At 63.5% G+C, this 19,524-nt stretch carries 17 protein-coding genes and 2 tRNA genes; 1 reads left to right on the top strand and 18 read right to left on the bottom strand.

The genetic code is table 11. The annotated features are described in order from the left end of the window. Positions 1-91 precede the first annotated feature (91 nt). From truB to rlmE, 13 genes are all read right to left on the bottom strand, one after another. Positions 92-1,009 carry a tRNA pseudouridine(55) synthase TruB gene (gene truB / locus ABFA30_RS03745; protein WP_225790252.1) on the bottom strand — a complete coding sequence of 306 codons (918 nt, stop codon included), beginning with the start codon at positions 1,007-1,009 and terminating at the stop codon, positions 92-94. Positions 1,010-1,012: 3 nt separating this feature from the next. Then, complete coding sequence (gene rbfA / locus ABFA30_RS03740) at positions 1,013-1,411, bottom strand: 30S ribosome-binding factor RbfA (RefSeq protein ID WP_225790253.1); 399 nt, start codon at positions 1,409-1,411, stop codon at positions 1,013-1,015. Between the two features lie 115 nt (positions 1,412-1,526). Beyond that, a complete protein-coding gene (gene infB / locus ABFA30_RS03735; protein ID WP_225790254.1) occupies positions 1,527-4,052 on the bottom strand; it encodes a translation initiation factor IF-2 in 2,526 nt (841 codons plus the stop codon). 27 nt (positions 4,053-4,079) lie between these two features. Beyond that, a complete protein-coding gene (nusA, locus tag ABFA30_RS03730) occupies positions 4,080-5,561 on the bottom strand; it encodes a transcription termination factor NusA (protein WP_225790255.1) in 1,482 nt (493 codons plus the stop codon). Between the two features lie 59 nt (positions 5,562-5,620). Continuing rightward, positions 5,621-6,079, bottom strand: coding sequence for a ribosome maturation factor RimP (rimP, locus tag ABFA30_RS03725; protein WP_410045163.1), 459 nt, complete (start codon positions 6,077-6,079; stop codon positions 5,621-5,623). Between the two features lie 130 nt (positions 6,080-6,209). Beyond that, positions 6,210-6,286 (bottom strand) — tRNA-Met (locus ABFA30_RS03720). 98 nt (positions 6,287-6,384) lie between these two features. Then, positions 6,385-6,470: transfer RNA gene (locus tag ABFA30_RS03715), tRNA-Leu, on the bottom strand. Positions 6,471-6,491: 21 nt separating this feature from the next. Then, complete coding sequence (gene secG / locus ABFA30_RS03710) at positions 6,492-6,884, bottom strand: preprotein translocase subunit SecG (protein WP_225790257.1); 393 nt, start codon at positions 6,882-6,884, stop codon at positions 6,492-6,494. A 4-nt stretch (positions 6,885-6,888) separates the two neighbouring features. Then, a complete protein-coding gene (gene tpiA / locus ABFA30_RS03705) occupies positions 6,889-7,644 on the bottom strand; it encodes a triose-phosphate isomerase (RefSeq protein WP_225790258.1) in 756 nt (251 codons plus the stop codon). Positions 7,645-7,710: 66 nt separating this feature from the next. Further along, complete coding sequence (gene glmM / locus ABFA30_RS03700) at positions 7,711-9,051, bottom strand: phosphoglucosamine mutase (protein ID WP_225790259.1); 1,341 nt, start codon at positions 9,049-9,051, stop codon at positions 7,711-7,713. 16 nt (positions 9,052-9,067) lie between these two features. Continuing rightward, positions 9,068-9,919, bottom strand: coding sequence for a dihydropteroate synthase (folP, locus tag ABFA30_RS03695; RefSeq protein WP_253080732.1), 852 nt, complete (start codon positions 9,917-9,919; stop codon positions 9,068-9,070). 8 nt (positions 9,920-9,927) lie between these two features. Continuing rightward, positions 9,928-11,835, bottom strand: coding sequence for an ATP-dependent zinc metalloprotease FtsH (gene ftsH / locus ABFA30_RS03690; RefSeq protein WP_225790261.1), 1,908 nt, complete (start codon positions 11,833-11,835; stop codon positions 9,928-9,930). 203 nt (positions 11,836-12,038) lie between these two features. Beyond that, complete coding sequence (rlmE, locus tag ABFA30_RS03685) at positions 12,039-12,665, bottom strand: 23S rRNA (uridine(2552)-2'-O)-methyltransferase RlmE (RefSeq protein ID WP_225790262.1); 627 nt, start codon at positions 12,663-12,665, stop codon at positions 12,039-12,041. 102 nt (positions 12,666-12,767) lie between these two features. On the opposite strand from rlmE, the gene yhbY reads away from it, so the two are divergent. Further along, positions 12,768-13,076, top strand: coding sequence for a ribosome assembly RNA-binding protein YhbY (gene yhbY, locus ABFA30_RS03680; protein ID WP_225790263.1), 309 nt, complete (start codon positions 12,768-12,770; stop codon positions 13,074-13,076). 12 nt (positions 13,077-13,088) lie between these two features. Here the strand turns inward: yhbY and ABFA30_RS03675 are convergent, their stop codons facing one another. The 5 genes from ABFA30_RS03675 to dapB form a co-directional block, all read right to left on the bottom strand. Beyond that, positions 13,089-13,538, bottom strand: a complete 450-nt coding sequence (locus tag ABFA30_RS03675) for an MFS transporter (protein WP_225790264.1) — start codon at positions 13,536-13,538, stop codon at positions 13,089-13,091. After that, positions 13,516-13,992 (bottom strand): transcription elongation factor GreA, encoded by a 477-nt coding sequence (greA, locus tag ABFA30_RS03670; protein WP_225790295.1) that lies wholly within the window; start codon positions 13,990-13,992, stop codon positions 13,516-13,518. Before greA ends, ABFA30_RS03675 begins: the two co-directional genes overlap by 23 nt. Before the next feature lie 2 nt (positions 13,993-13,994). Then, on the bottom strand, positions 13,995-17,216 hold the full coding sequence (carB, locus tag ABFA30_RS03665; protein ID WP_225790265.1) for a carbamoyl-phosphate synthase large subunit: 3,222 nt from the start codon (positions 17,214-17,216) through the stop codon (positions 13,995-13,997). A 107-nt stretch (positions 17,217-17,323) separates the two neighbouring features. Further along, positions 17,324-18,460 carry a glutamine-hydrolyzing carbamoyl-phosphate synthase small subunit gene (gene carA, locus ABFA30_RS03660; protein WP_225790266.1) on the bottom strand — a complete coding sequence of 379 codons (1,137 nt, stop codon included), beginning with the start codon at positions 18,458-18,460 and terminating at the stop codon, positions 17,324-17,326. 256 nt (positions 18,461-18,716) lie between these two features. Continuing rightward, the gene (gene dapB / locus ABFA30_RS03655) at positions 18,717-19,523 is read right to left on the bottom strand and encodes a 4-hydroxy-tetrahydrodipicolinate reductase (RefSeq protein ID WP_225790267.1); all 807 of its coding nucleotides are present in this window, start codon (positions 19,521-19,523) and stop codon (positions 18,717-18,719) included. Position 19,524 lies beyond the last annotated feature (1 nt).

The following is a 19,524-nucleotide window of genomic DNA, read 5'->3' as shown; positions in this document are numbered from 1 at the left end:
CCCCGTATTAATAGAAGAGGCGTGACCGTGCCTATTAACAGCCACCCTCGATTACGCAGGTTTCAGCCAGGGCCTCGGCCTGCGGTTCCGGTCATTCCGACCGAATCAGTCGACGCGGCGCGATGCGCCCGTCTTCGCTCACTTCACCGATACCGATGAAGCGTTCATTGTGATCCTGTACCCGGACCATGCCGAACTGCGGTGCATCCGGGGCACGTACCGCCTGCCCGTGCAGCCAGTAGAACGCGCTGTGCTCGGAGAGACGCACCAGTGGCCAGTCCTGCAGCCCGCTGTCGGACGGCATCAGGAAGCGGTCGAGCGCTTCGTTGCCACCTTCGGCATGGGCCTGCTCGAGCGTCTCGAGGGTCACGGTCTGTGCCAACTCGAAAGGCCCGGCGTGGGTTCGACGCAATTCAGCGACATAGGCGCCGCATCCCAGGGCTTCGCCGATATCCTCCACCAGGGTGCGGATATAGGTGCCCTTGCTGCAACCGACCGACAGGCGCACGCGGGTGCCTTCGCACTCGAGCAATTCCAAGCGGCTAATAGTAACAGAACGCGCCTCGCGCTCCACTACCTCTCCTGCACGCGCCAGTTTGTAAAGCGGCTGGCCGTCACGCTTTAGCGCCGAGTACATCGGCGGTACCTGGCTGATTTGCCCGCGAAAACGCGGCAGCACGGCCTCGATATCGGCGCGACCAACGGTCACTTCGCGGGTCTGCAGGACTTCGCCCTCGGCGTCCGCGGTGCTGGTCGTCTGCCCCAGTTGCATGACCGTTTCGTAGCCCTTGTCGGAGTCGAGCAGGTACTGGGAAAACTTGGTCGCCTCGCCGAAGCACAACGGCAGCACACCGCTGGCCAAGGGATCGAGGCTGCCGGTATGGCCGGCCTTCTCGGCGTTGAGCAGCCAACGGACCTTCTGCAGCGCCGCGTTGGAGGTAAAGCCCAGGGGCTTGTCGAGCAGGATGATGCCGCTGACATTGCGGCGGATTCGTTTGACCTGGGCCACCGGTTACTCCTCGGCGTCCGCTTTGTCGGCATCCTTGTGCAGGCGGTCTTCGGCCATCGCCCGCTCGATCAGCGCCGACAGGTGGGCGCCCCGGCTGATGCTCTCGTCGAAGTGGAAATGCAGTTGCGGCACGCTGCGCAGCTTCATCACCTTGCCCAGTTGCAGGCGCAGGAAGCTCGCGGCGCTACCGAGGGCCTTGAGCGACTGCCCGACCGCATCGGAGCCGTCCGCCCCCATGACCGTGATGAAGACCTTGGCATGGCCCAGGTCGCGGCTGACGTCGACGGCGGTGATGGTCACCAGGCCGACGCGCGGATCTTTGACTTCACGACGGATCAGTTCGGCCAGCTCGCGCTGCATCTGGTCGCCGATGCGTTGGGTACGGCTATATTCTTTTGCCATTCTTGCTACCTGTAACTAAAGCGGCAAACGCCCGGACAGGCTCATGCCTGACCGGGCGCCACCTTCAGAGGCTCCGCCGACCGCCCTGGGGCGGGGCTTTCGCCATGCCCGCGCCTCAGAGGGTACGGGCCACCTGGACTTTCTCGAAGACTTCGATCTTGTCGCCGACCTTGACGTCGTTGTAGCTCTTGACGCCAATGCCGCACTCCATGCCCGAACGAACCTCGGCAGCGTCGTCCTTGAAGCGACGCAGCGACTCCAGCTCGCCTTCGAAGATCACCACGTCCTCGCGCAGTACGCGGATCGGACGGTTGCGGTACACGGTACCCTCGATGACCATACAGCCGGCGATGGCGCCGAACTTCGGCGAACGGAACACGTCACGCACCTCGGCGATACCCAGGATGTTCTCGCGGACATCGCTGCCGAGCATGCCGGTCAGGGCCTTCTTGACGTCTTCGATGATGTCGTAGATCACGTTGTAGTAACGCATATCCAGACCTTCCTGCTCGACGATCTTGCGCGCACCGGCATCGGCACGCACGTTGAAGCCGAACAGCACCGCGTTGGACGCCAGGGCCAGGTTGGCATCGCTCTCGGTGATACCACCGACGCCGCCACCGACCACGCGGACCTGCACTTCGTCGTTGCCCAGGCCGCCGAGCGAGCCCTGCAGCGCCTCGAGGGAGCCGCGCACATCGGTCTTGAGGACGATGTTGAGGGTCTTCTTCTCTTCCTGACCCATGGTCTCGAAGATGTTTTCCAGCTTGCCGGCGTGGGCACGGGCCAGCTTGACCTCGCGGTACTTGCCCTGGCGGAACAGGGCGACCTCGCGGGCCTTCTTCTCGTCGGCGACCACGGACAGCTCGTCACCGGCTTCCGGCGTGCCATCCAGGCCGAGGATCTCGACCGGGATCGACGGGCCGGCTTCCTTCACAGGTTTGCCGTTCTCGTCGAGCATGGCGCGCACGCGGCCATAGTTGGAGCCGACCAGGACCATGTCGCCCTGGCGCAGGGTACCGTCCTGGACCAGGATGGTGGCCACCGGGCCACGGCCCTTGTCCAGGCGCGATTCGACCACGACACCACGACCAGGCGCGGTCGGGGTGGCGGTGAGTTCGAGGATCTCGGCCTGCAGCAGCACGGCCTCGAGCAGGTCGTCGACACCGGTGCCCATCTTCGCCGAAACCTTGACGAACGGGGTGTCGCCCCCCCACTCCTCGGAGGTCACGCCGTGAACGGCCAGCTCGTTGCGGATACGCTCGTCGTTGGCGCCCGGCTTGTCGATCTTGTTCACGGCCACCACCAGCGGAACACCGGCGGCCTTGGCGTGCTGCACGGCCTCGATGGTCTGCGGCATCACGCCGTCATCGGCCGCCACCACCAGGATGACGATGTCGGTGGCCTTGGCACCACGGGCACGCATCGCGGTGAACGCGGCGTGGCCCGGGGTGTCGAGGAAGGTGATCATGCCGCGATCGGTTTCCACGTGGTAGGCACCGATGTGCTGGGTGATGCCACCGGCCTCGCCCGCGGCGACCTTGGCGCGACGGATGTAGTCGAGCAGCGAGGTCTTGCCGTGGTCGACGTGGCCCATGACGGTCACTACCGGCGCACGCGGCTCGATCTCGCCTTCGAACTTCAGCGATTCGGCCAGGGAGTCTTCCAGGGCGGTATCGCTGATCAGGGTCACCTTGTGGCCCAGTTCCTCGGCTACCAGCTGGGCGGTTTCCTGGTCGAGCACCTGGTTGATGGTGACCGGGGTACCGAGCTTGAACATGAACTTGACGACTTCGGCGGCCTTGACCGACATCTGCTGCGCCAGCTCGGAGACGGTGATGGTCTCGCCGATGGTGACGTCGCGGATGACCGGGCCGGTCGGGTTCTGGAAGCCATGCTGGTTGCGCTTCTTCAGCTTGCCCTTGCCACGGCCGCCACGACGGAAGCCATCGCTCTCTTCGTCGGTGGTGCGCGGTGCGGCACGTGGAGTCGGCGCCTTTTCCTTCTCCTTGACCTTGACCTTGATCGAGACACGCGGCGCTTCGCCACGACGCTCGCCACCACGGCGGTCGTCGTCGCGGCCACGGCTGTCGCTGCGGCGGCTGTCGTCCTTCTTGCGCTCGGCCGCACGCGGGGCCTCGTCGACGGCAGGTGCCTCGACCGCTACCGGAGCCGGTGCAGGCTCAGAGGCAGGCGCAGGCGCCGGCGCGGCTTTGGCGACCTCGGCCGCGTCGCGGCGGGCCTGCTCCTCGGCACGCTGGCGCGCTTCGGCGTCGGCCTTCTCGCGGGCGGCGTTCTCGGCCGCGCGGCGCTCTTCCAGCTCGCGCTTCTGCTCGGCCTGGATCTCTTCCTGGCTGCGCTGCACGAAAACTTTCTTCTTGCGTACTTCTACGCTGATGCTCTTGCTACCGGCGACACGCAGGGTGCTGGTGGTCTTGCGCTGCAACGTGATCTTGCGCGGCTCTTCCACCTTGCTCTTGTGGCTACTTTTCAAATGGGTCAACAGAACCTGCTTCTCATTATCGGTCACTACCTGACCGGCGTCGGTGTGCGGCAGACCTGCCTCACGCATCTGCTGCAGCAGGCGCTCTACCGGTGCCTCGACCTCTTGGGCCAGTTCTTTCACCGTGACTTGCGTCATGCACTTCTCTCCTCAGGCCACGCCTAATTACTCGAACCAGTGGGCTCGGGCGGCCATGATCAACTTGCCGGCACGCTCTTCGTCGATGCCGTCGATGTCGAGCAGATCGTCTATAGACTGCTCGGCCAGGTCTTCGCGGTTAACCACGCCGCGCACCGCCAGTTCCGCCGCCAGGTCCTTGTCCATGCCCTCGAGGGAGAGCAGGTCTTCGGCCGGATGGGCGTCTGCCAGTTTTTCTTCGGTAGCGATGGCCTTGGTCAACAAACGGTCCTTGGCACGAGCACGCAGCTCGTTGACGATGTCCTCGTCAAAGCCATCGATGTTGAGCATTTCTTCCAACGGTACGTAGGCAATTTCTTCGAGGCTGGTGAAGCCTTCGTCGACCAGCACCTGTGCCAGCTCTTCGTCGACTTCCAGTTCCTCGATGAAATTACGCAGGATGTCACCGGTTTCTGCCTGCTGCTTGGCCTGGATGTCCTTCTCGGTCATCACGTTCAGGGTCCAGGCGGTCAGCTGGCTGGCCAGGCGAACGTTCTGACCGCCACGGCCGATGGCCTGGGCCAGGTTGTCCTCGGCCACGGCGATGTCCATCGCATGGGCGTCCTCGTCAACGATGATCGCCGCGACCTCGGCGGGCGACATGGCGTTGATGACGAACTGCGCCGGGTTTTCGTCCCACAGGACGATATCCACGCGCTCACCGCCCAGCTCGCCGGAAACGGCCTGGACGCGCGAACCGCGCATGCCGATGCAGGCGCCTTGCGGGTCGATACGCTTGTCCTTGGAGCGGACGGCGATCTTGGCGCGCGATCCCGGATCACGGGAGGCGGCCATCACCTCGATCAGGCCCTCGGCGATTTCCGGCACTTCGATGCGGAACAGTTCGATCAGCATCTGCGGCGCGGTACGCGACAGGATCAGCTGCGGGCCACGGTTCTCGGTACGGATCTCCTTGAGCAGCGCGCGCAGGCGCACGCCGACCCGGAAGGTCTCGCGTGGAATGATGTCTTCACGGGCCAGCAAGGCCTCGGCGTTGTTGCCCAGGTCGACGATGACGTTGTCGCGGGTGACCTTCTTCACGGTGCCGGAGATGATCTCGCCGACCCGCTCACGGTACGCGTCGACCACCTGGGCGCGCTCGGCCTCGCGGACCTTCTGCACGATCACCTGTTTGGCGGTCTGGGCGGCGATACGACCGAACTCGATCGACTCGATCTTCTCCTCGATCACGTCGCCGACCTTGGCGTCGGGGTGGGTTTCGTGGATCTTGCTCGGCCAAGTCTCGATCGCCGGGTCCTGGAGCGCGTCCTCGTCGACCACGGTCCAGCGACGGAAGGTCTCGTAGCTACCCGTGTGGCGGTTGATTTCCACACGCAGGTCGACTTCATCCTCAAAACGTTTCTTGGTTGCAGTGGCCAGAGCCACTTCCAGCGCTTCGAAAATGACGCCGGGTGGTACACCCTTTTCGTTGGATACCGATTCAACAACCAGCAGTACTTCTTTGCTCATCGTACGCCTCGCCTTGCGCAAGCCATTGGGCCCGGATAGTCCGCCGGGCCCGGCACGTCTCAGTCAAAACTGGGAATAATATTGGCCTTGTCGATCGAGTCGATCGGCAACAGGAACTCCTGTGTGTCCACCTGGACCACCACGTCCTGGTCCTCCACGCCGCGGAGAAGGCCCTGGAAGTTACGACGACCTTCGAAGGGCGTACGCAGCTTGATCTTCACTTGTTCGCCGGCATGCTTGGCAAACTGTTCAAGGGTGAACAGCGGGCGATCCATGCCTGGAGAGGACACCTCGAGGGTATATTCGGTACTGATCGGGTCTTCCACGTCGAGAACGCCACTGGCCTGACGGCTGACCACTTCGCAGTCGTCCACCAGGACACCGCCTTCCTTGTCGATGTAGATACGCAGGACCGAATGCTTGCCCTGGGAGATGAACTCGATCCCCCAGCATTCGTAGCCAAGACCCTCGACAACCGGGGCCAACAAGGCCTGCAACTGTTCTAGCTTGCTCGACACCTGAACCCCCTCGTGCATGCTGTGCAAATAAAAAATGGGCAAAGCGCCCATCCCTGAAAACGCCGTTGGACAACGACGCGAAGAACTGTCCAGCTAGCAAAAAGCCCCTGAAAAGGGGCTCCGCTATGGCTGGTTGCGGGGGCTGGATTTGAACCAACGACCTTCGGGTTATGAGCCCGACGAGCTACCAAGCTGCTCCACCCCGCGTCAAAGCTGGGGCGAAAGTATAAGACCGAACCCTCTACAGGGTCAATCCGACCTCCACCTGCAAGAAAGCCCGCTAAAGCGGGCTCTCATGCTTCAATTGGTACCGAGAAGGGGACTCGAACCCCTACACCCTATGGGCACAACCACCTCAAGGTTGCGTGTCTACCAATTCCACCACCTCGGCAATACTACTACTTGAAACCCGTTACTTCTGCTCTTCGGCTGGAGGAGGTACATCACCAGTGTTGGTGGTTTCGCTCTTCTGCTCCTGGAGCACCGGTACATCATCATTTACTGCCGGCTTCTGCTCTTTGACTTCCAGTACTGCTGGATCTGGCAGACCTGCTTGAGTCAGCTGATGAGCTTTCTCTTTAGCGAAGTATCCTAACCCAAGAGCAGTCAAAAAGAAAGTGGCAGCAAGTATAGCAGTAACTTTACTCAAAAAGGTAGCGGAACCTTGGCTTCCGAACACAGTATTTGAAGCACCTGCGCCGAAAGATGCACCTGCTTCCGCACCTTTACCCTGTTGCAGCAATACCAGCACGACCACTGCCAGTGCAGCCAACAGATGAAAAACAACTACGACTGTTTCCAGCATTTGTTCAGTTTCCTGCGGCGCGACAAATTGCACCGAATTCGTCTGCGTTCAGGGACGCTCCACCAATGAGCCCCCCATCGATATCCGGCATGCCGAACAGTTCGGCCGCATTGGCCGCCTTCACGCTGCCGCCGTACAGAAGCTGCACTTTCGCGGCAACTTCGGCGTCCTGCGCCGCCAGCTGGGCTCGGATGGCGGCATGCACATCCTGGGCTTGCTGGGGCGAGGCCGTCAGACCCGTACCGATGGCCCAAACGGGCTCATAGGCGATTACCGCATCGGCAAAAGCCGTAACACCGAACGCATCGATGATACTGCTCAGTTGACGCCCCACGACTTCGAGCGTCTTACCGGCCTCGCGCTCCTCGAGGGTTTCCCCTACACAGAGCACGGGCTTCAAACCACTTGCCTGGGCGGCTGCAAACTTGCGGTTGAGCACGTCGTCGTTCTCGCCAACGATCTGGCGACGCTCCGAATGCCCGACCAATACCAGCCTGCAACCCGCTTCAGCCAGCTGACTCGGGGCGATTTCGCCGGTCAGCGCGCCCTGTTCGGGCTGTACCGCAGAATTCTGGGCTCCAACGGTGATCCCCTTGCCTTCCAGGCCATCAATCACCTGATTGATGAACAGGGCCGGCGGAAACACCGCGACCTCCACACCGCTCGGCAGGGCCAGATTGCTCAAGCCCCGGATAAGCTCAGCGACGCTGGCGCGGGTACCGTGCATCTTCCAGTTACCAGCTACCATGGGGCGACGCATGCTTTACCTCGTCGGTCAAAGTGGGCGCAGATCTTACCCAACCCGAACTGCGCTGGCAAGCGTCTTTCAGGCACAAACTTCGGCGACCAGCTTGGCCAGGGCTTCGGCATGGCCGCGGACCTGGTTTTCGTCGTCGCCTTCGACCATCACACGCACCAGCGGCTCGGTGCCGGACTTGCGCAGCAGGACCCGGCCACGCCCCGCCATGGCCTCGGTGACCTTGGCACTGGCCTCCTTCACCTCGGGGCTTTCCAGCGGATCGACCTTGCTGGCACCGAAGCGCACGTTGATCAGCACCTGCGGGCACTTGCGGATGGCTTGGCGCGCCTGGGCCAGGTTCTCGCCACGGTGCTTGAGCGCCATGAGCACTTGCAGGGCCGCGATGATGGCGTCGCCGGTCGTGGTGTGGTTGCAGCACACCAGGTGCCCGGAATTCTCGCCACCGAGCTGCCAGTCGCGCTCGAGCAGCTCGGCCATGACATAGCGGTCGCCGACCTTGGCCCGGGCGAACGGGATGCCCAGCTCCTTGAGCGCCAGCTCCAGGCCCAGGTTGCTCATCAGGGTGCCCACCACCCCGCCCTGCAGCTTGCCGCGCTCCTGCAGGTCGCGGGCGATGATGAACAGCAGTTCGTCACCGTCGACGATGGCACCGGTGTGATCGACCATCAGCACCCGGTCGCCATCGCCGTCGAAGGCGATCCCCAGGTCGGCATGCCCCACCAACACGGCGGCCTGCAACGACTCGATATGGGTGGAGCCGCATTTTTCGTTGATGTTCAGGCCATCGGGCTCGGCATGCAGCACGGTGACGTCGGCGCCCAGCTCGCGGAACACGCTCGGGGCCACCTTGTAGGTCGCACCGTGGGCGCAATCGATCACCAGCTTGAGCCCTTCGAAGCTGGTGCTGGTCGGCACGCTGCTCTTGCAGAACTCGATGTAGCGGCCAGCCGCGTCGTTGATGCGCGAAACCTTGCCCAGCTTGCCCGATTCCACCACGTTCATCGGCTGGTCGAGCAACTCCTCGATCATCAGCTCCACCTCATCCGGCAGCTTGGTGCCCTGCCCGGAGAAGAACTTGATGCCATTGTCGTCGTGCGGGTTGTGCGACGCACTGATGACGATGCCCGCCTCGGCGTGGAAGGTACGCGTCAGGTAGGCGATGGCCGGGGTCGGCATCGGCCCGAGCAGCAGTACGTCGGCGCCGGCCGCGGAAAGCCCGGCCTCGAGCGCGGACTCGAACATGTAGCCAGAGATCCGCGTGTCCTTGCCCACCAGCACGCGGCAGTTGCCCTGCTTGCGGAACGCCATGCCGGCGGCCCAGCCAAGCTTCAGCATGAAGTCGGGGGTGATGGGGTATTCGCCGACGCGGCCACGGATACCGTCGGTACCAAAGTATTTTCTGCTCATAGGGACTCCAATGTTCTTATTCGGCGTTCTGCACCGCGGCGATCATGCGCACCACGTCGACGGTCTCGGCCACATCGTGCACACGCAGGATGCTGGCACCCTTGGTCATGGCCAATGCCGCCAGCGCCAGGCTGCCATAGAGGCGTTCGCCGACCGGGCGATCGAGCGTCAGGCCGATCATGCTCTTGCGCGAGACACCCACCAGCAGGGGGCGACCCAGGCGGTAGAGCGCTTCCATGTGCTTGAACAGGCTCAGGTTGTGATCGAGCGTCTTGGCGAAACCGAACCCCGGGTCGAGGATGATCTTCCCGGCGTCGATGCCAGCCGCCGCGCACACGGCCATACGCTCTTCAAGATAGCGCGTCACGTCGGCGGTCACGTCGTCGTAATGCGGATTGTCCTGCATGGTGCCCGGCTCGCCACGCATGTGCATCAGGCACACCGGCAGGCCGGTATCGGCGGCGGCGTCGAGCGCACCATCGCGCTCCAGGGCTCGCACGTCGTTGATCAGGCCAGCCCCCAGCCGCGCCGACTCGCGCATGACCGCGGGCGTGGAGGTATCGACCGAGATGATCACGTCGAGCCGGCTGGCGATCGCCTCGACGATGGGCGCCACACGCTCCAGCTCTTCGGTGGGAGACACCGCCCGGGCGCCCGGACGGGTGGACTCGCCGCCGACGTCGATCAGCGTCGCGCCGGCCGCCACCATCGCTTCGGCGTGGCGCAGGGCTTCGTCGCGCTGGCTGAAGCGCCCGCCATCGGAGAAGGAATCGGGGGTGATGTTGAGGATACCCATGACATGGGTACGGGACAAATCAAGAACCCGGTTGCCGCAAGGCAACCGGGTCGGGTACTGCTGTGAGGTCATAGATGCCCTTAGTGTTGAGCCGCTGGACCGCCGATCGGCGACTCCGGACGATCGCCCTGGGAGGCCTGGTTGCCGGAGGTGCCGGCATCGTTGTCCCAGTCGCGTGGCTCGCGTGGCGTGCGGCCGGCCATGATGTCGTCGATCTGGTCGGCATCGATGGTTTCGTACTTCATCAAGGCCTCGGCCATGGCGTCCAGCTTGTCGCGGTTCTCGGTGAGGATCTGCTTGGCCGTGGCATAGCAGTGATCGATGATGCTGCGCACCTCGGAGTCGATCAGCTTGGCGGTCTCGCCCGATACGCTGGCATGCTGGCTCGCCGCGCTGCGACCGAGGAACACCTCGCCCTCCTCTTCGGCGTACATCAGCGGGCCGAGTTTCTCGGACAGGCCCCACTTGGTCACCATGTTCCGCGCGATCTGGCTGGCGCGCATGATGTCGTTGGAGGCGCCGGTGGTGACACCGTCGAAGCCCAGGGTCATCTCCTCGGCGATACGGCCGCCGTACAGCGAGCAGATCTGGCTGATCAGCGCACGCTTGGACAGGCTGTAGCGGTCTTCCTCGGGCAGGAACATGGTCACGCCCAGCGCCCGGCCACGCGGGATGATCGACACCTTGTAGACCGGATCATGCTCGGGGACGATACGGCCGACGATGGCATGGCCAGCCTCGTGATAGGCGGTGTTCTGCTTTTCTTTCTCGGACATGACCATGGTCTTGCGCTCGGCGCCCATCATGATCTTGTCCTTGGCCAGCTCGAACTCCTTCATTTCCACCAGGCGTTTGCTGGAACGGGCAGCGAACAGCGAGGCCTCGTTGACCAGGTTGGCCAGGTCGGCACCGGAGAAGCCGGGGGTACCACGGGCGATGACCGCCGGGTTGACGTTCTCGCCAACCGGGACCTTGCGCATGTGCACCTTGAGGATCTGCTCGCGACCACGGATGTCCGGCAGGCCGACCACCACCTGGCGGTCGAAACGGCCCGGACGCAGCAGCGCCGGGTCGAGCACGTCGGGACGGTTGGTGGCAGCGATGACGATGATACCGTCGTTCATCTCGAAGCCGTCCATCTCCACCAGCAACTGGTTGAGGGTCTGCTCGCGCTCGTCGTGACCACCGCCCATGCCGGCGCCACGATGGCGACCGACGGCGTCGATCTCGTCGATGAAGATGATGCACGGGGCGTGTTTCTTCGCCTGCTCGAACATGTCGCGGACACGGCTGGCGCCCACACCGACGAACATCTCGACGAAGTCCGAACCGGAGATGGTGAAGAACGGCACCTTGGCCTCGCCAGCGATGGCCTTGGCCAGGAGGGTCTTACCGGTACCGGGTGGGCCGACCATCAGCACGCCCCGGGGGATACGGCCACCCAGGCGCTGGAACTTGCCCGGATCACGCAGGAACTCGACCAGCTCGCCCACTTCTTCCTTGGCCTCGTCGCAGCCCGCGACGTCGGCCAGGGTGGTCTTGACCTGGTCTTCGGAAAGCAGGCGCGCCTTGCTCTTGCCGAAGCTCATCGGGCCGCCCTTGCCGCCCGCACCGCCCTGCATCTGGCGCATGAAGAACATGAACACGGCGATGATCACCAGGATCGGGAAGCTGGCCACCAGCAACTGTGTCCAGATGCTCTGCTGCTCGGGCTGCTTGCCTTCGATCACCACGTGGTTGTCGACCAGGTCGCCGATCAGGCCGTTGTCGGTGATGGCCGGACGAACGGTCTTGAAGTTGTCGCCATCGGTGCGCTTGCCGGTGATGACGTAGCCATCGACGGTCACACGCTCGACCTTACCGTCCTTGACCTGCTGGATGAAGTCGGAATAGTTGAGGGTCTGTGGCTCGTTAGGGCTGGAGAAGTTGTTCATCACCGTCACGAGGACAGCCGCGATGATCAACCACAGGATCAGATTCTTTGCCATGTCGTTCAATTAGCTACCCTCTGAGGCCGGCGCACGACGCTGCCGTGCCTCGCATGATATTCACCGCCCTAACTTACTACATTACCTACGCATCCGCAGGCGCCGTCTGTAACCCTTTATGAAAGCTAGACTACACGAAGTTCGGACGATCCTGACGGAACCGCCGATTGGAAATAACTATCGACCACCCCGCAACACGCCGCTCACCCGCCTTTGAAGCCCCGGCCCAGCAGGTACTGTTCGCGGGAACGATCGCGGGAAGACGACGGCTTGCGCATCTGCACCTTGTCGAACTTGCCGCGTACGTCCTTGAGGTACTGGTCGAAACCTTCACCCTGGAAGATCTTGATCAGGAAGTCCCCTCCCGGGCGCAGCACGCGGGTGGCCAGGTCCAGGGCCAGTTCGCAGAGGAACATGGCCCGCGGCATGTCCACGGCGGGCGTACCACTCATATTGGGGGCCATGTCGGAAATCACAAGGTCTACGTGCGAATCGCCGACCGCCGCGAGGATGCGCTCGAGCACCTCGTCCTGGGTGAAATCGCCCTGAATGAAAGTCACGTCGGGGATCGCATCCATTTCCAGGATGTCCGAGGCGATCAGCCGCCCCTGGCCGCCGATCAGACGACTGGTCACCTGCGACCAGCCCCCGGGCGCCGCGCCCAGGTCGATCACGCTCATGCCCGGGCGGATCAGCTTGTCCTTCTCCTGGATCTCCAGCAGTTTGTAGCTCGCACGCGAGCGGTAGCCATCCTTCTGCGCCTGTTTGACGAAAGGATCGTTGAAATGCTCTCTCAGCCAGTTATGGCTGCTCTTGGAACGCTGCGCCACGGGGCACCTCGATGATAAGCGTCGTGATTGACTGGGCGGAGCCACGGGCCCTCGGGTAAAATGGCCGCCAATTTTACAGAATCAGACGAAAAGGGTCAGATTATGCCGCTCAATAACGAGCAGAAGAAACAGTACAAGTCCATTGGCCATGACTTGAAACCGGTGTTGATGGTCGCCGGCAACGGCCTGAGCGAAGGCGTCCTGGCCGAACTGGAACGCGCCCTGGCCGATCATGAACTGATCAAGGTCCAGGTCAAGCTGGAAGACCGCGAGGAACGCCGGGCGGTCATCGACGAGCTGTGCAAGGCCGGCCGCGCGGAGCTGGTGCAGACCATCGGCAAGATGGCGCTGATCTACCGCAGGAACCCGCAGCCGAACAAGCAGCTGTCCAACATCCACCGCTACAAGTGACGGTGGCTCCGGTCAGCGGCGCGGCTGGCGCGCCCTGACCGGGACCGGCTGGGCGACCAGCACGATGCCGGAAAAGCCCAGCACCAGGAAACAGAACATCTGCCAGCGCTCGCCCACGGATATCCCGTAGCGCAACGTGTAGTAGCTGACGCAGGCACCGAAGCCCAGCAGCAGCATCTGGCCACGGAACTGCCGCCACCAGGCCGCCAGGCCATCCACCCTCGCCAGCACCGCCAGCTGGGTCATCAAGCCGAGCAAAGCCACGCCGATCAACCAACGGTCGATCTGCGCGGCCACGTCCTGCACCAGCAGGGGCGCCAGGCCACTGACCTTGAGCGCAGGCACCAGCCCCACATGGAACACCCACAGGCCACCGACCCAGAAGACCTGGGCCAGTTGCCAGAGGATCCCTTCGAGGGATGGCGCCCGCTGGTGCCGGTCAGAGGTGCTTGACTTCGACAATCTCGTACTCGACCGTGCCGCTTGGCGTCTTGACGACGACGATGTCACCTTCTTCCTTGCCGATGATGGCGCGGGCGATCGGCGCACTGTGCGAGAGCTTGCCTTTCTTGATGTCTGCCTCGTCCTCGCCGACGATCTGGTAGCTCACCTGCTCGTCGGTTTCGGTGTTGGCCAGGTCGACGGTGGTGCCGAAGATCACCTTGCCAGAGTGAGGAATGGTGGTGACATCGATCACCACCGAGTTCTGCAGGCGACCTTCGATATCACGGATACGGGCCTCGACCATGCCCTGCTCCTCGCGGGCGGCATGGTATTCGGCGTTCTCCTTGAGATCGCCCAGCTCACGGGCCTCGCCGATCGCCTGGCTCAGGCGCGGACGCTCGGTCTTGCTCAGGAAGGTCAGTTCCTCTTCCAGGGCGCGAGCGCCCTGGACGGTCATCGGGTATTTGGTAATGCTCATGCTTTCAATCCTGCATGCAGATCCTGCAAGCGACGGACGGTCTTCTCGGGACCGAACTTGAGCGCTTCGCAGATGGCCTCACCTGCCGCAATGGTGGTCGTGCAGTAGATCTTGTGCTGCAGCGCATTGCGACGAATCGAATAAGAGTCGGCGATCGACTGACGGCCCTCGGTGGTGTTGATGATCAGCGAGACTTCGTCGTTCTTGATCATGTCGACCACATGCGGGCGACCTTCGGTCACCTTGTTCACACGGCGCACCTTCAGACCAGCCGCCTCGATGACCTTGGCGGTGCCCGCGGTTGCGACCACTTCGAAGCCCAGGGCGATCAGGTCGCGGGCGACACCCGCCACCTGCGGCTTGTCGTCGTCGCGCACGCTGATGAAGGCGGTACCGCCGCTTGGCAGCACTTCGCTGGCGCCCATCTGGGCCTTGGCGAAGGCTTCGCCGAAGCTGTCGCCGACACCCATGACTTCACCGGTGGATTTCATCTCAGGGCCGAGGATCGGGTCAACACCTGGGAACTTGGCGAACGGGAAGACCGCTTCCTTGACGCTGTAGAAGTTCGGGATGATTTCCTGGGTGAAGCCCAGCTCTTTCAGCGATTTGCCAGCCATGACACGGGCCGCGATCATCGCCAGGGAAGTGCCGATGCACTTGGAGACGAATGGCACGGTACGCGAGGCGCGCGGGTTGACTTCGATCACGTAGATCTTGTCGCCCTGCAGGGCCAGCTGCACGTTCATCAGGCCGACCACGCCCAGTTCCAGGGCCATCTTGCGCACCTGCTCGCGGACTTCGTCCTGCACGTGGGCCGGCAGCGAGTACGGCGGCAGCGAGCACGCCGAGTCACCGGAGTGAACACCGGCCTGCTCGATGTGCTGCATGATCGCGCCGATCACCACGTCGGTGCCGTCGCAGACCGCGTCCACGTCCATCTCGATGGCGCAGTTGAGGAAGTGGTCGAGCAGGACCGGGCTGTCGTTGGACACCTGGACCGCTTCGCGCAGGTAGCGCTTGAGCTCTTCGGGCTCGTAGACGATTTCCATGGCACGGCCGCCCAGGACGTAGGACGGACGCACGACCAGCGGGTAACCGATCTCGGCAGCGGCGCGAATCGCCTCGTCTTCGCTGCGCACGGTGGCGTTCGGCGGCTGGCGCAGGTTCAGGCGCTGGACCATCTGCTGGAAGCGCTCGCGGTCTTCGGCGCGGTCGATGGCGTCCGGGCTGGTGCCGATGATCGGCACACCGGCCTCTTCCAGGGCACGGGCCAGTTTCAGCGGGGTCTGGCCGCCGTAGTGGACGATCACACCCTTGGGCTTCTCGACACGGCAGATCTCCAGGACGTCTTCCAGGGTCAGCGGTTCGAAGTACAGGCGATCGGAGGTGTCGTAGTCGGTGGAGACGGTTTCCGGGTTGCAGTTGACCATGATGGTCTCGTAGCCGTCTTCACGCAGCGCCAGGGCCGCGTGCACGCAGCAGTAGTCGAACTCGATACCCTGGCCGATGCGGTTCGGGCCACCGCCGAGGATCATGATCTTGTCGCGGGTCGAGGGGTTGGCCTCGCACTCTTCCTCGTAGGTGGAGTACAGGTAGGCGGTGTCGGTGGCGAACTCGGCGGCGCAGGTGTCGACGCGCTTGTAGACCGGGAAGACTTCCAGCTTGTGGCGATGGCGGCGCAGGGTCTTGTCGGTGACGCCCAGCAGCTTGGCCAGGCGCTGGTCGGAGAAGCCCTTGCGCTTGAGGCGGCGCATCAGCGCAGCGTCGACGTTGGCCAGGCCCAGGGTCTTGACCTTCTCTTCTTCCTTGATCAGGTCCTCGATCTGCACCAGGAACCAGTGGTCGATCTTGGTCAGGGCGAAGATCTCGTCGCGGCTCATGCCGGCACGGAAGGCATCGGCGACGTACCAGATGCGCTCGGCGCCCGGCACGGTCAGTTCGCGCTTGAGGATGTTGGTCAGGTCCGGGTTGCCCAGCTCGACCTTCGGATCCAGGCCGCAGGCGCCGACTTCCAGGCCACGCAGGGCCTTGTGCATCGACTCCTGGAAGGTACGGCCGATGGCCATGACTTCACCCACGGACTTCATCTGGGTGGTCAGGCGGGCGTCGGCTTTCGGGAATTTCTCGAAGGCGAAGCGCGGCAGCTTGGTGACGACGTAGTCGATCGAGGGCTCGAACGACGCCGGGGTGCGGCCGCCGGTGATGTCGTTCTGCAGCTCGTCCAGGGTGTAGCCGACTGCCAGCTTGGCGGCGATCTTGGCGATCGGGAAGCCGGTGGCCTTGGAAGCCAGGGCCGAGGAACGCGACACGCGCGGGTTCATCTCGATCACGACCATGCGTCCGGTGTTCGGGCAGATGCCGAACTGGACGTTGGAACCGCCGGTTTCCACGCCGATCTCACGCAGCACCGCCAGGGAGGCGTTGCGCATGATCTGGTATTCCTTGTCGGTCAGGGTCTGCGCCGGGGCGACGGTGATCGAGTCGCCGGTGTGCACGCCCATCGGGTCGAAGTTCTCGATGGAGCAGACGATGATGCAGTTGTCCTTCTTGTCGCGGACAACCTCCATCTCGTATTCCTTCCAGCCGATCAGCGATTCGTCGATCAGCAGCTCCTTGGTCGGCGACAGGTCCAGGCCGCGGGCGCAGATCTCTTCGAACTCTTCACGGTTGTAGGCGATACCGCCACCGGTGCCGCCCATGGTGAAGGACGGACGGATGATGCACGGGAAGCCCAGGCGCTCGAGCACCGCGTTGGCTTCTTCCATGCTGTGGGCGATACCGGAGCGCGGGCACTCCAGGCCGATGGCCTTCATCGCCTGGTCGAAGCGCGAACGGTCCTCGGCCTTGTCGATGGTGTCGGCGTTGGCGCCGATCATTTCCACGCCGAACTTCTCCAGCACGCCGTGGCGCTCGAGGTCCAGGGCGCAGTTCAGTGCGGTCTGGCCGCCCATGGTCGGCAGCAGCGCGTCAGGGCGCTCCTTCTCGATGATCTTGGCCACCGACTGCCACTTGATCGGCTCGATGTAGGTGGCATCGGCCATGGCCGGGTCGGTCATGATGGTGGCCGGGTTGGAGTTCACCAAGATGACGCGGAAACCTTCCTCGCGCAGGGCCTTGCACGCCTGGGCGCCGGAGTAGTCGAATTCGCAGGCCTGGCCGATCACGATCGGGCCAGCGCCGAGAATCAGGATGCTTTTGATGTCTGTACGTTTTGGCATGGGTTGTCACTCAAATCCGCGGGTCAGTCGGCAAGCCGTCTTGAACAATCTGGGTCAGGCGCTTCCGGACGCGGCGCAGGCCGGTCCGGGGCCTCGATGCAGGATGCTCAGCGGCGCTTGGCCATGGCATCGATGAAACGATCGAACAGTGGCGCGACGTCGGTCGGGCCTGGGCTCGCTTCAGGGTGGCCCTGGAAGCTGAACGCGCTCTTGTCGGTGCGCTCGATGCCCTGCAGGGTACCGTCGAACAGCGACTTGTGGATGGCGCGGACATTGCCCGGCAGGGTGGCCTCGTCGACGGCGAAGCCGTGGTTCTGGCTGGTGATCATGACCACGCCGCTGTCCAGGTCCTGGACCGGGTGGTTGGCACCGTGGTGGCCGTGGCCCATCTTCATGGTCTTGGCGCCGGAGGCCAGGGCCAGCAGTTGGTGGCCGAGGCAGATGCCGAAGACCGGGATATCGGTCTCGAGGATGTCCTTGATCGCCTGGATCGCGTAGTCGCACGGCTCGGGGTCGCCAGGGCCGTTGGAGAGGAACACGCCATCGGGGTTGAGCGCCAGGACTTCGCTGGCTGGCGTCTGTGCCGGGACCACGGTCAGGCGGCAGCCGCGGGCGACCAGCATGCGCAGGATGTTCAGCTTGACGCCGTAGTCGTAGGCGACCACGTGGTACGGCAGCTCGGCGGCGTCCAGGGTCGGATGGCTGTCGGTAGCCAGGTTCCACACGCTGGAACGCCACTCGTAGCGCTCCTTGGTGCTGACTTCCTTGGCCAGGTCCATGCCCTTGAGGCCTGGGAAGGCACGGGCGGCGGCGATGGCGGCTTCTTCGCTGATGTCGTCACCGGCCAGGATGCAGCCGTTCTGCGCGCCCTTCTCACGCAGGATGCGGGTCAGGCGGCGGGTGTCGATGCCGGCGATCGCCACGACATTGTTGGCCTTGAGGTACTCAGGCAGCGACTGGGTGTTGCGCCAGTTGCTGGCCAGCAGCGGCAGGTCGCGGATGACCAGGCCGGCAGACCAGACACGGTTGGACTCGGCGTCTTCGGCGGTGGTGCCGGTGTTGCCGATGTGCGGGTAAGTCAGGGTAACGATTTGCTGGGCGTAGGAAGGGTCTGTGAGGATTTCCTGGTAGCCGGTCATTGCGGTGTTGAACACCACCTCACCAACGGTCTGACCGTCGGCTCCGATGGCTTCACCGCGAAAAATGCTGCCATCGGCAAGGGCGAGTATGGCTGGCTTAGTCAAGAAGACCTCCCGTAAATCAAGCCTGAAAGGGCGATCGCAGGTTGCAAAAAAGCGGAATGACGTATGGACACGTCACCCCGCTTCTATGCTGAATTTGTCTGCGCGCTTTTAGTGGACACACTAAAGCTGTAGCTTACAGGAAATGGCGTTTTCGGTCTACCGCACATGTGCCTCTAAAACACAGGATTGCGACAGGGGATCCGCAGGTGCCATTTGGGGCTGCACAGCAGCCCAAATGGCACCTACATCGACCAGATCAACGCAGCTCCAGCACATCCTGCATGTCGTACAGCCCCGGCTCGCGTCCTTCCAGCCACAACGCGGCACGCACCGCGCCCTTGGCGAAGGTCATGCGGCTGGAGGCCTTGTGGGTGATCTCCACGCGCTCGCCCTCGGCGGCGAACAGCACGGTGTGATCGCCCACCACGTCGCCAGCACGCACGGTGGCGAAACCGATGGTCTGCCGGTCGCGGGCACCGGTCTGGCCCTCACGACCATAGACGGCCACTTCGCGCAGGTCGCGCCCCAGCGCCTGGGCCACGACCTCGCCCATGCGCAGCGCGGTGCCCGACGGCGCATCGACCTTGTGCCGGTGGTGCGCCTCGATGATCTCGATGTCCACCTCGTCGCCCAGCACCCGCGCCGCGGTATCCAGCAGCTTCAGGCACAGGTTGACGCCAACGCTGAAGTTGGCGGCGAAGACGATCGGGATTTCCTTGCCCGCCTCGACCAACTGCTCCTTCTCCTCCGGAGTGAAACCAGTGGTGCCGATGACCATGGCCTTGCCCGCCTTGCGGCAGAACGCCAGGTTCTTCAGGGTCACCGAAGGATGGGTGAAATCGATCAGCACGTCGAACTCGTCCGCCACCTTCGCCAGGTCGTCGCAGATCGGCACGCCGATCCGCCCCAGCGCCGCCAGTTCGCCGGCGTCGGCACCGACCAGGGTGCTGTCGGGACGGTCGATCGCCGCCGTCAGGCCCGCCTGGGGCGCCTGTTGCTGCACAGCCTCGACGAGGGTCTTGCCCATGCGCCCTGCCGCGCCCATTACCGCAATACGTCGCATA

Origin of the sequence: Pseudomonas sp. HLMP (genome assembly GCF_046365545.1) — a bacterium.
Lineage (GTDB): Bacteria > Pseudomonadota > Gammaproteobacteria > Pseudomonadales > Pseudomonadaceae > Aquipseudomonas > Aquipseudomonas guariconensis_B.
This window is presented reverse-complemented; position numbering and strand designations above follow the sequence as displayed.

Bases quoted from the DNA above. Each gene is read 5' to 3' on its own strand.
- rbfA (WP_225790253.1), bottom strand. From the start codon at position 1,411: ATGGCAAAAGAATATAGCCGTACCCAACGCATCGGCGACCAGATGCAG.
- infB (WP_225790254.1), bottom strand. From the start codon at position 4,052: ATGACGCAAGTCACGGTGAAAGAACTGGCCCAAGAGGTCGAGGCACCG.
- nusA (WP_225790255.1), bottom strand. From the start codon at position 5,561: ATGAGCAAAGAAGTACTGCTGGTTGTTGAATCGGTATCCAACGAAAAG.
- secG (WP_225790257.1), bottom strand. From the start codon at position 6,884: ATGCTGGAAACAGTCGTAGTTGTTTTTCATCTGTTGGCTGCACTGGCA.
- tpiA (WP_225790258.1), bottom strand. From the start codon at position 7,644: ATGCGTCGCCCCATGGTAGCTGGTAACTGGAAGATGCACGGTACCCGC.
- glmM (WP_225790259.1), bottom strand. From the start codon at position 9,051: ATGAGCAGAAAATACTTTGGTACCGACGGTATCCGTGGCCGCGTCGGC.
- folP (WP_253080732.1), bottom strand. From the start codon at position 9,919: ATGACCTCACAGCAGTACCCGACCCGGTTGCCTTGCGGCAACCGGGTT.
- ftsH (WP_225790261.1), bottom strand. From the start codon at position 11,835: ATGGCAAAGAATCTGATCCTGTGGTTGATCATCGCGGCTGTCCTCGTG.
- yhbY (WP_225790263.1), top strand. From the start codon at position 12,768: ATGCCGCTCAATAACGAGCAGAAGAAACAGTACAAGTCCATTGGCCAT.
- carB (WP_225790265.1), bottom strand. From the start codon at position 17,216: ATGCCAAAACGTACAGACATCAAAAGCATCCTGATTCTCGGCGCTGGC.
- dapB (WP_225790267.1), bottom strand. From the start codon at position 19,523: ATGCGACGTATTGCGGTAATGGGCGCGGCAGGGCGCATGGGCAAGACC.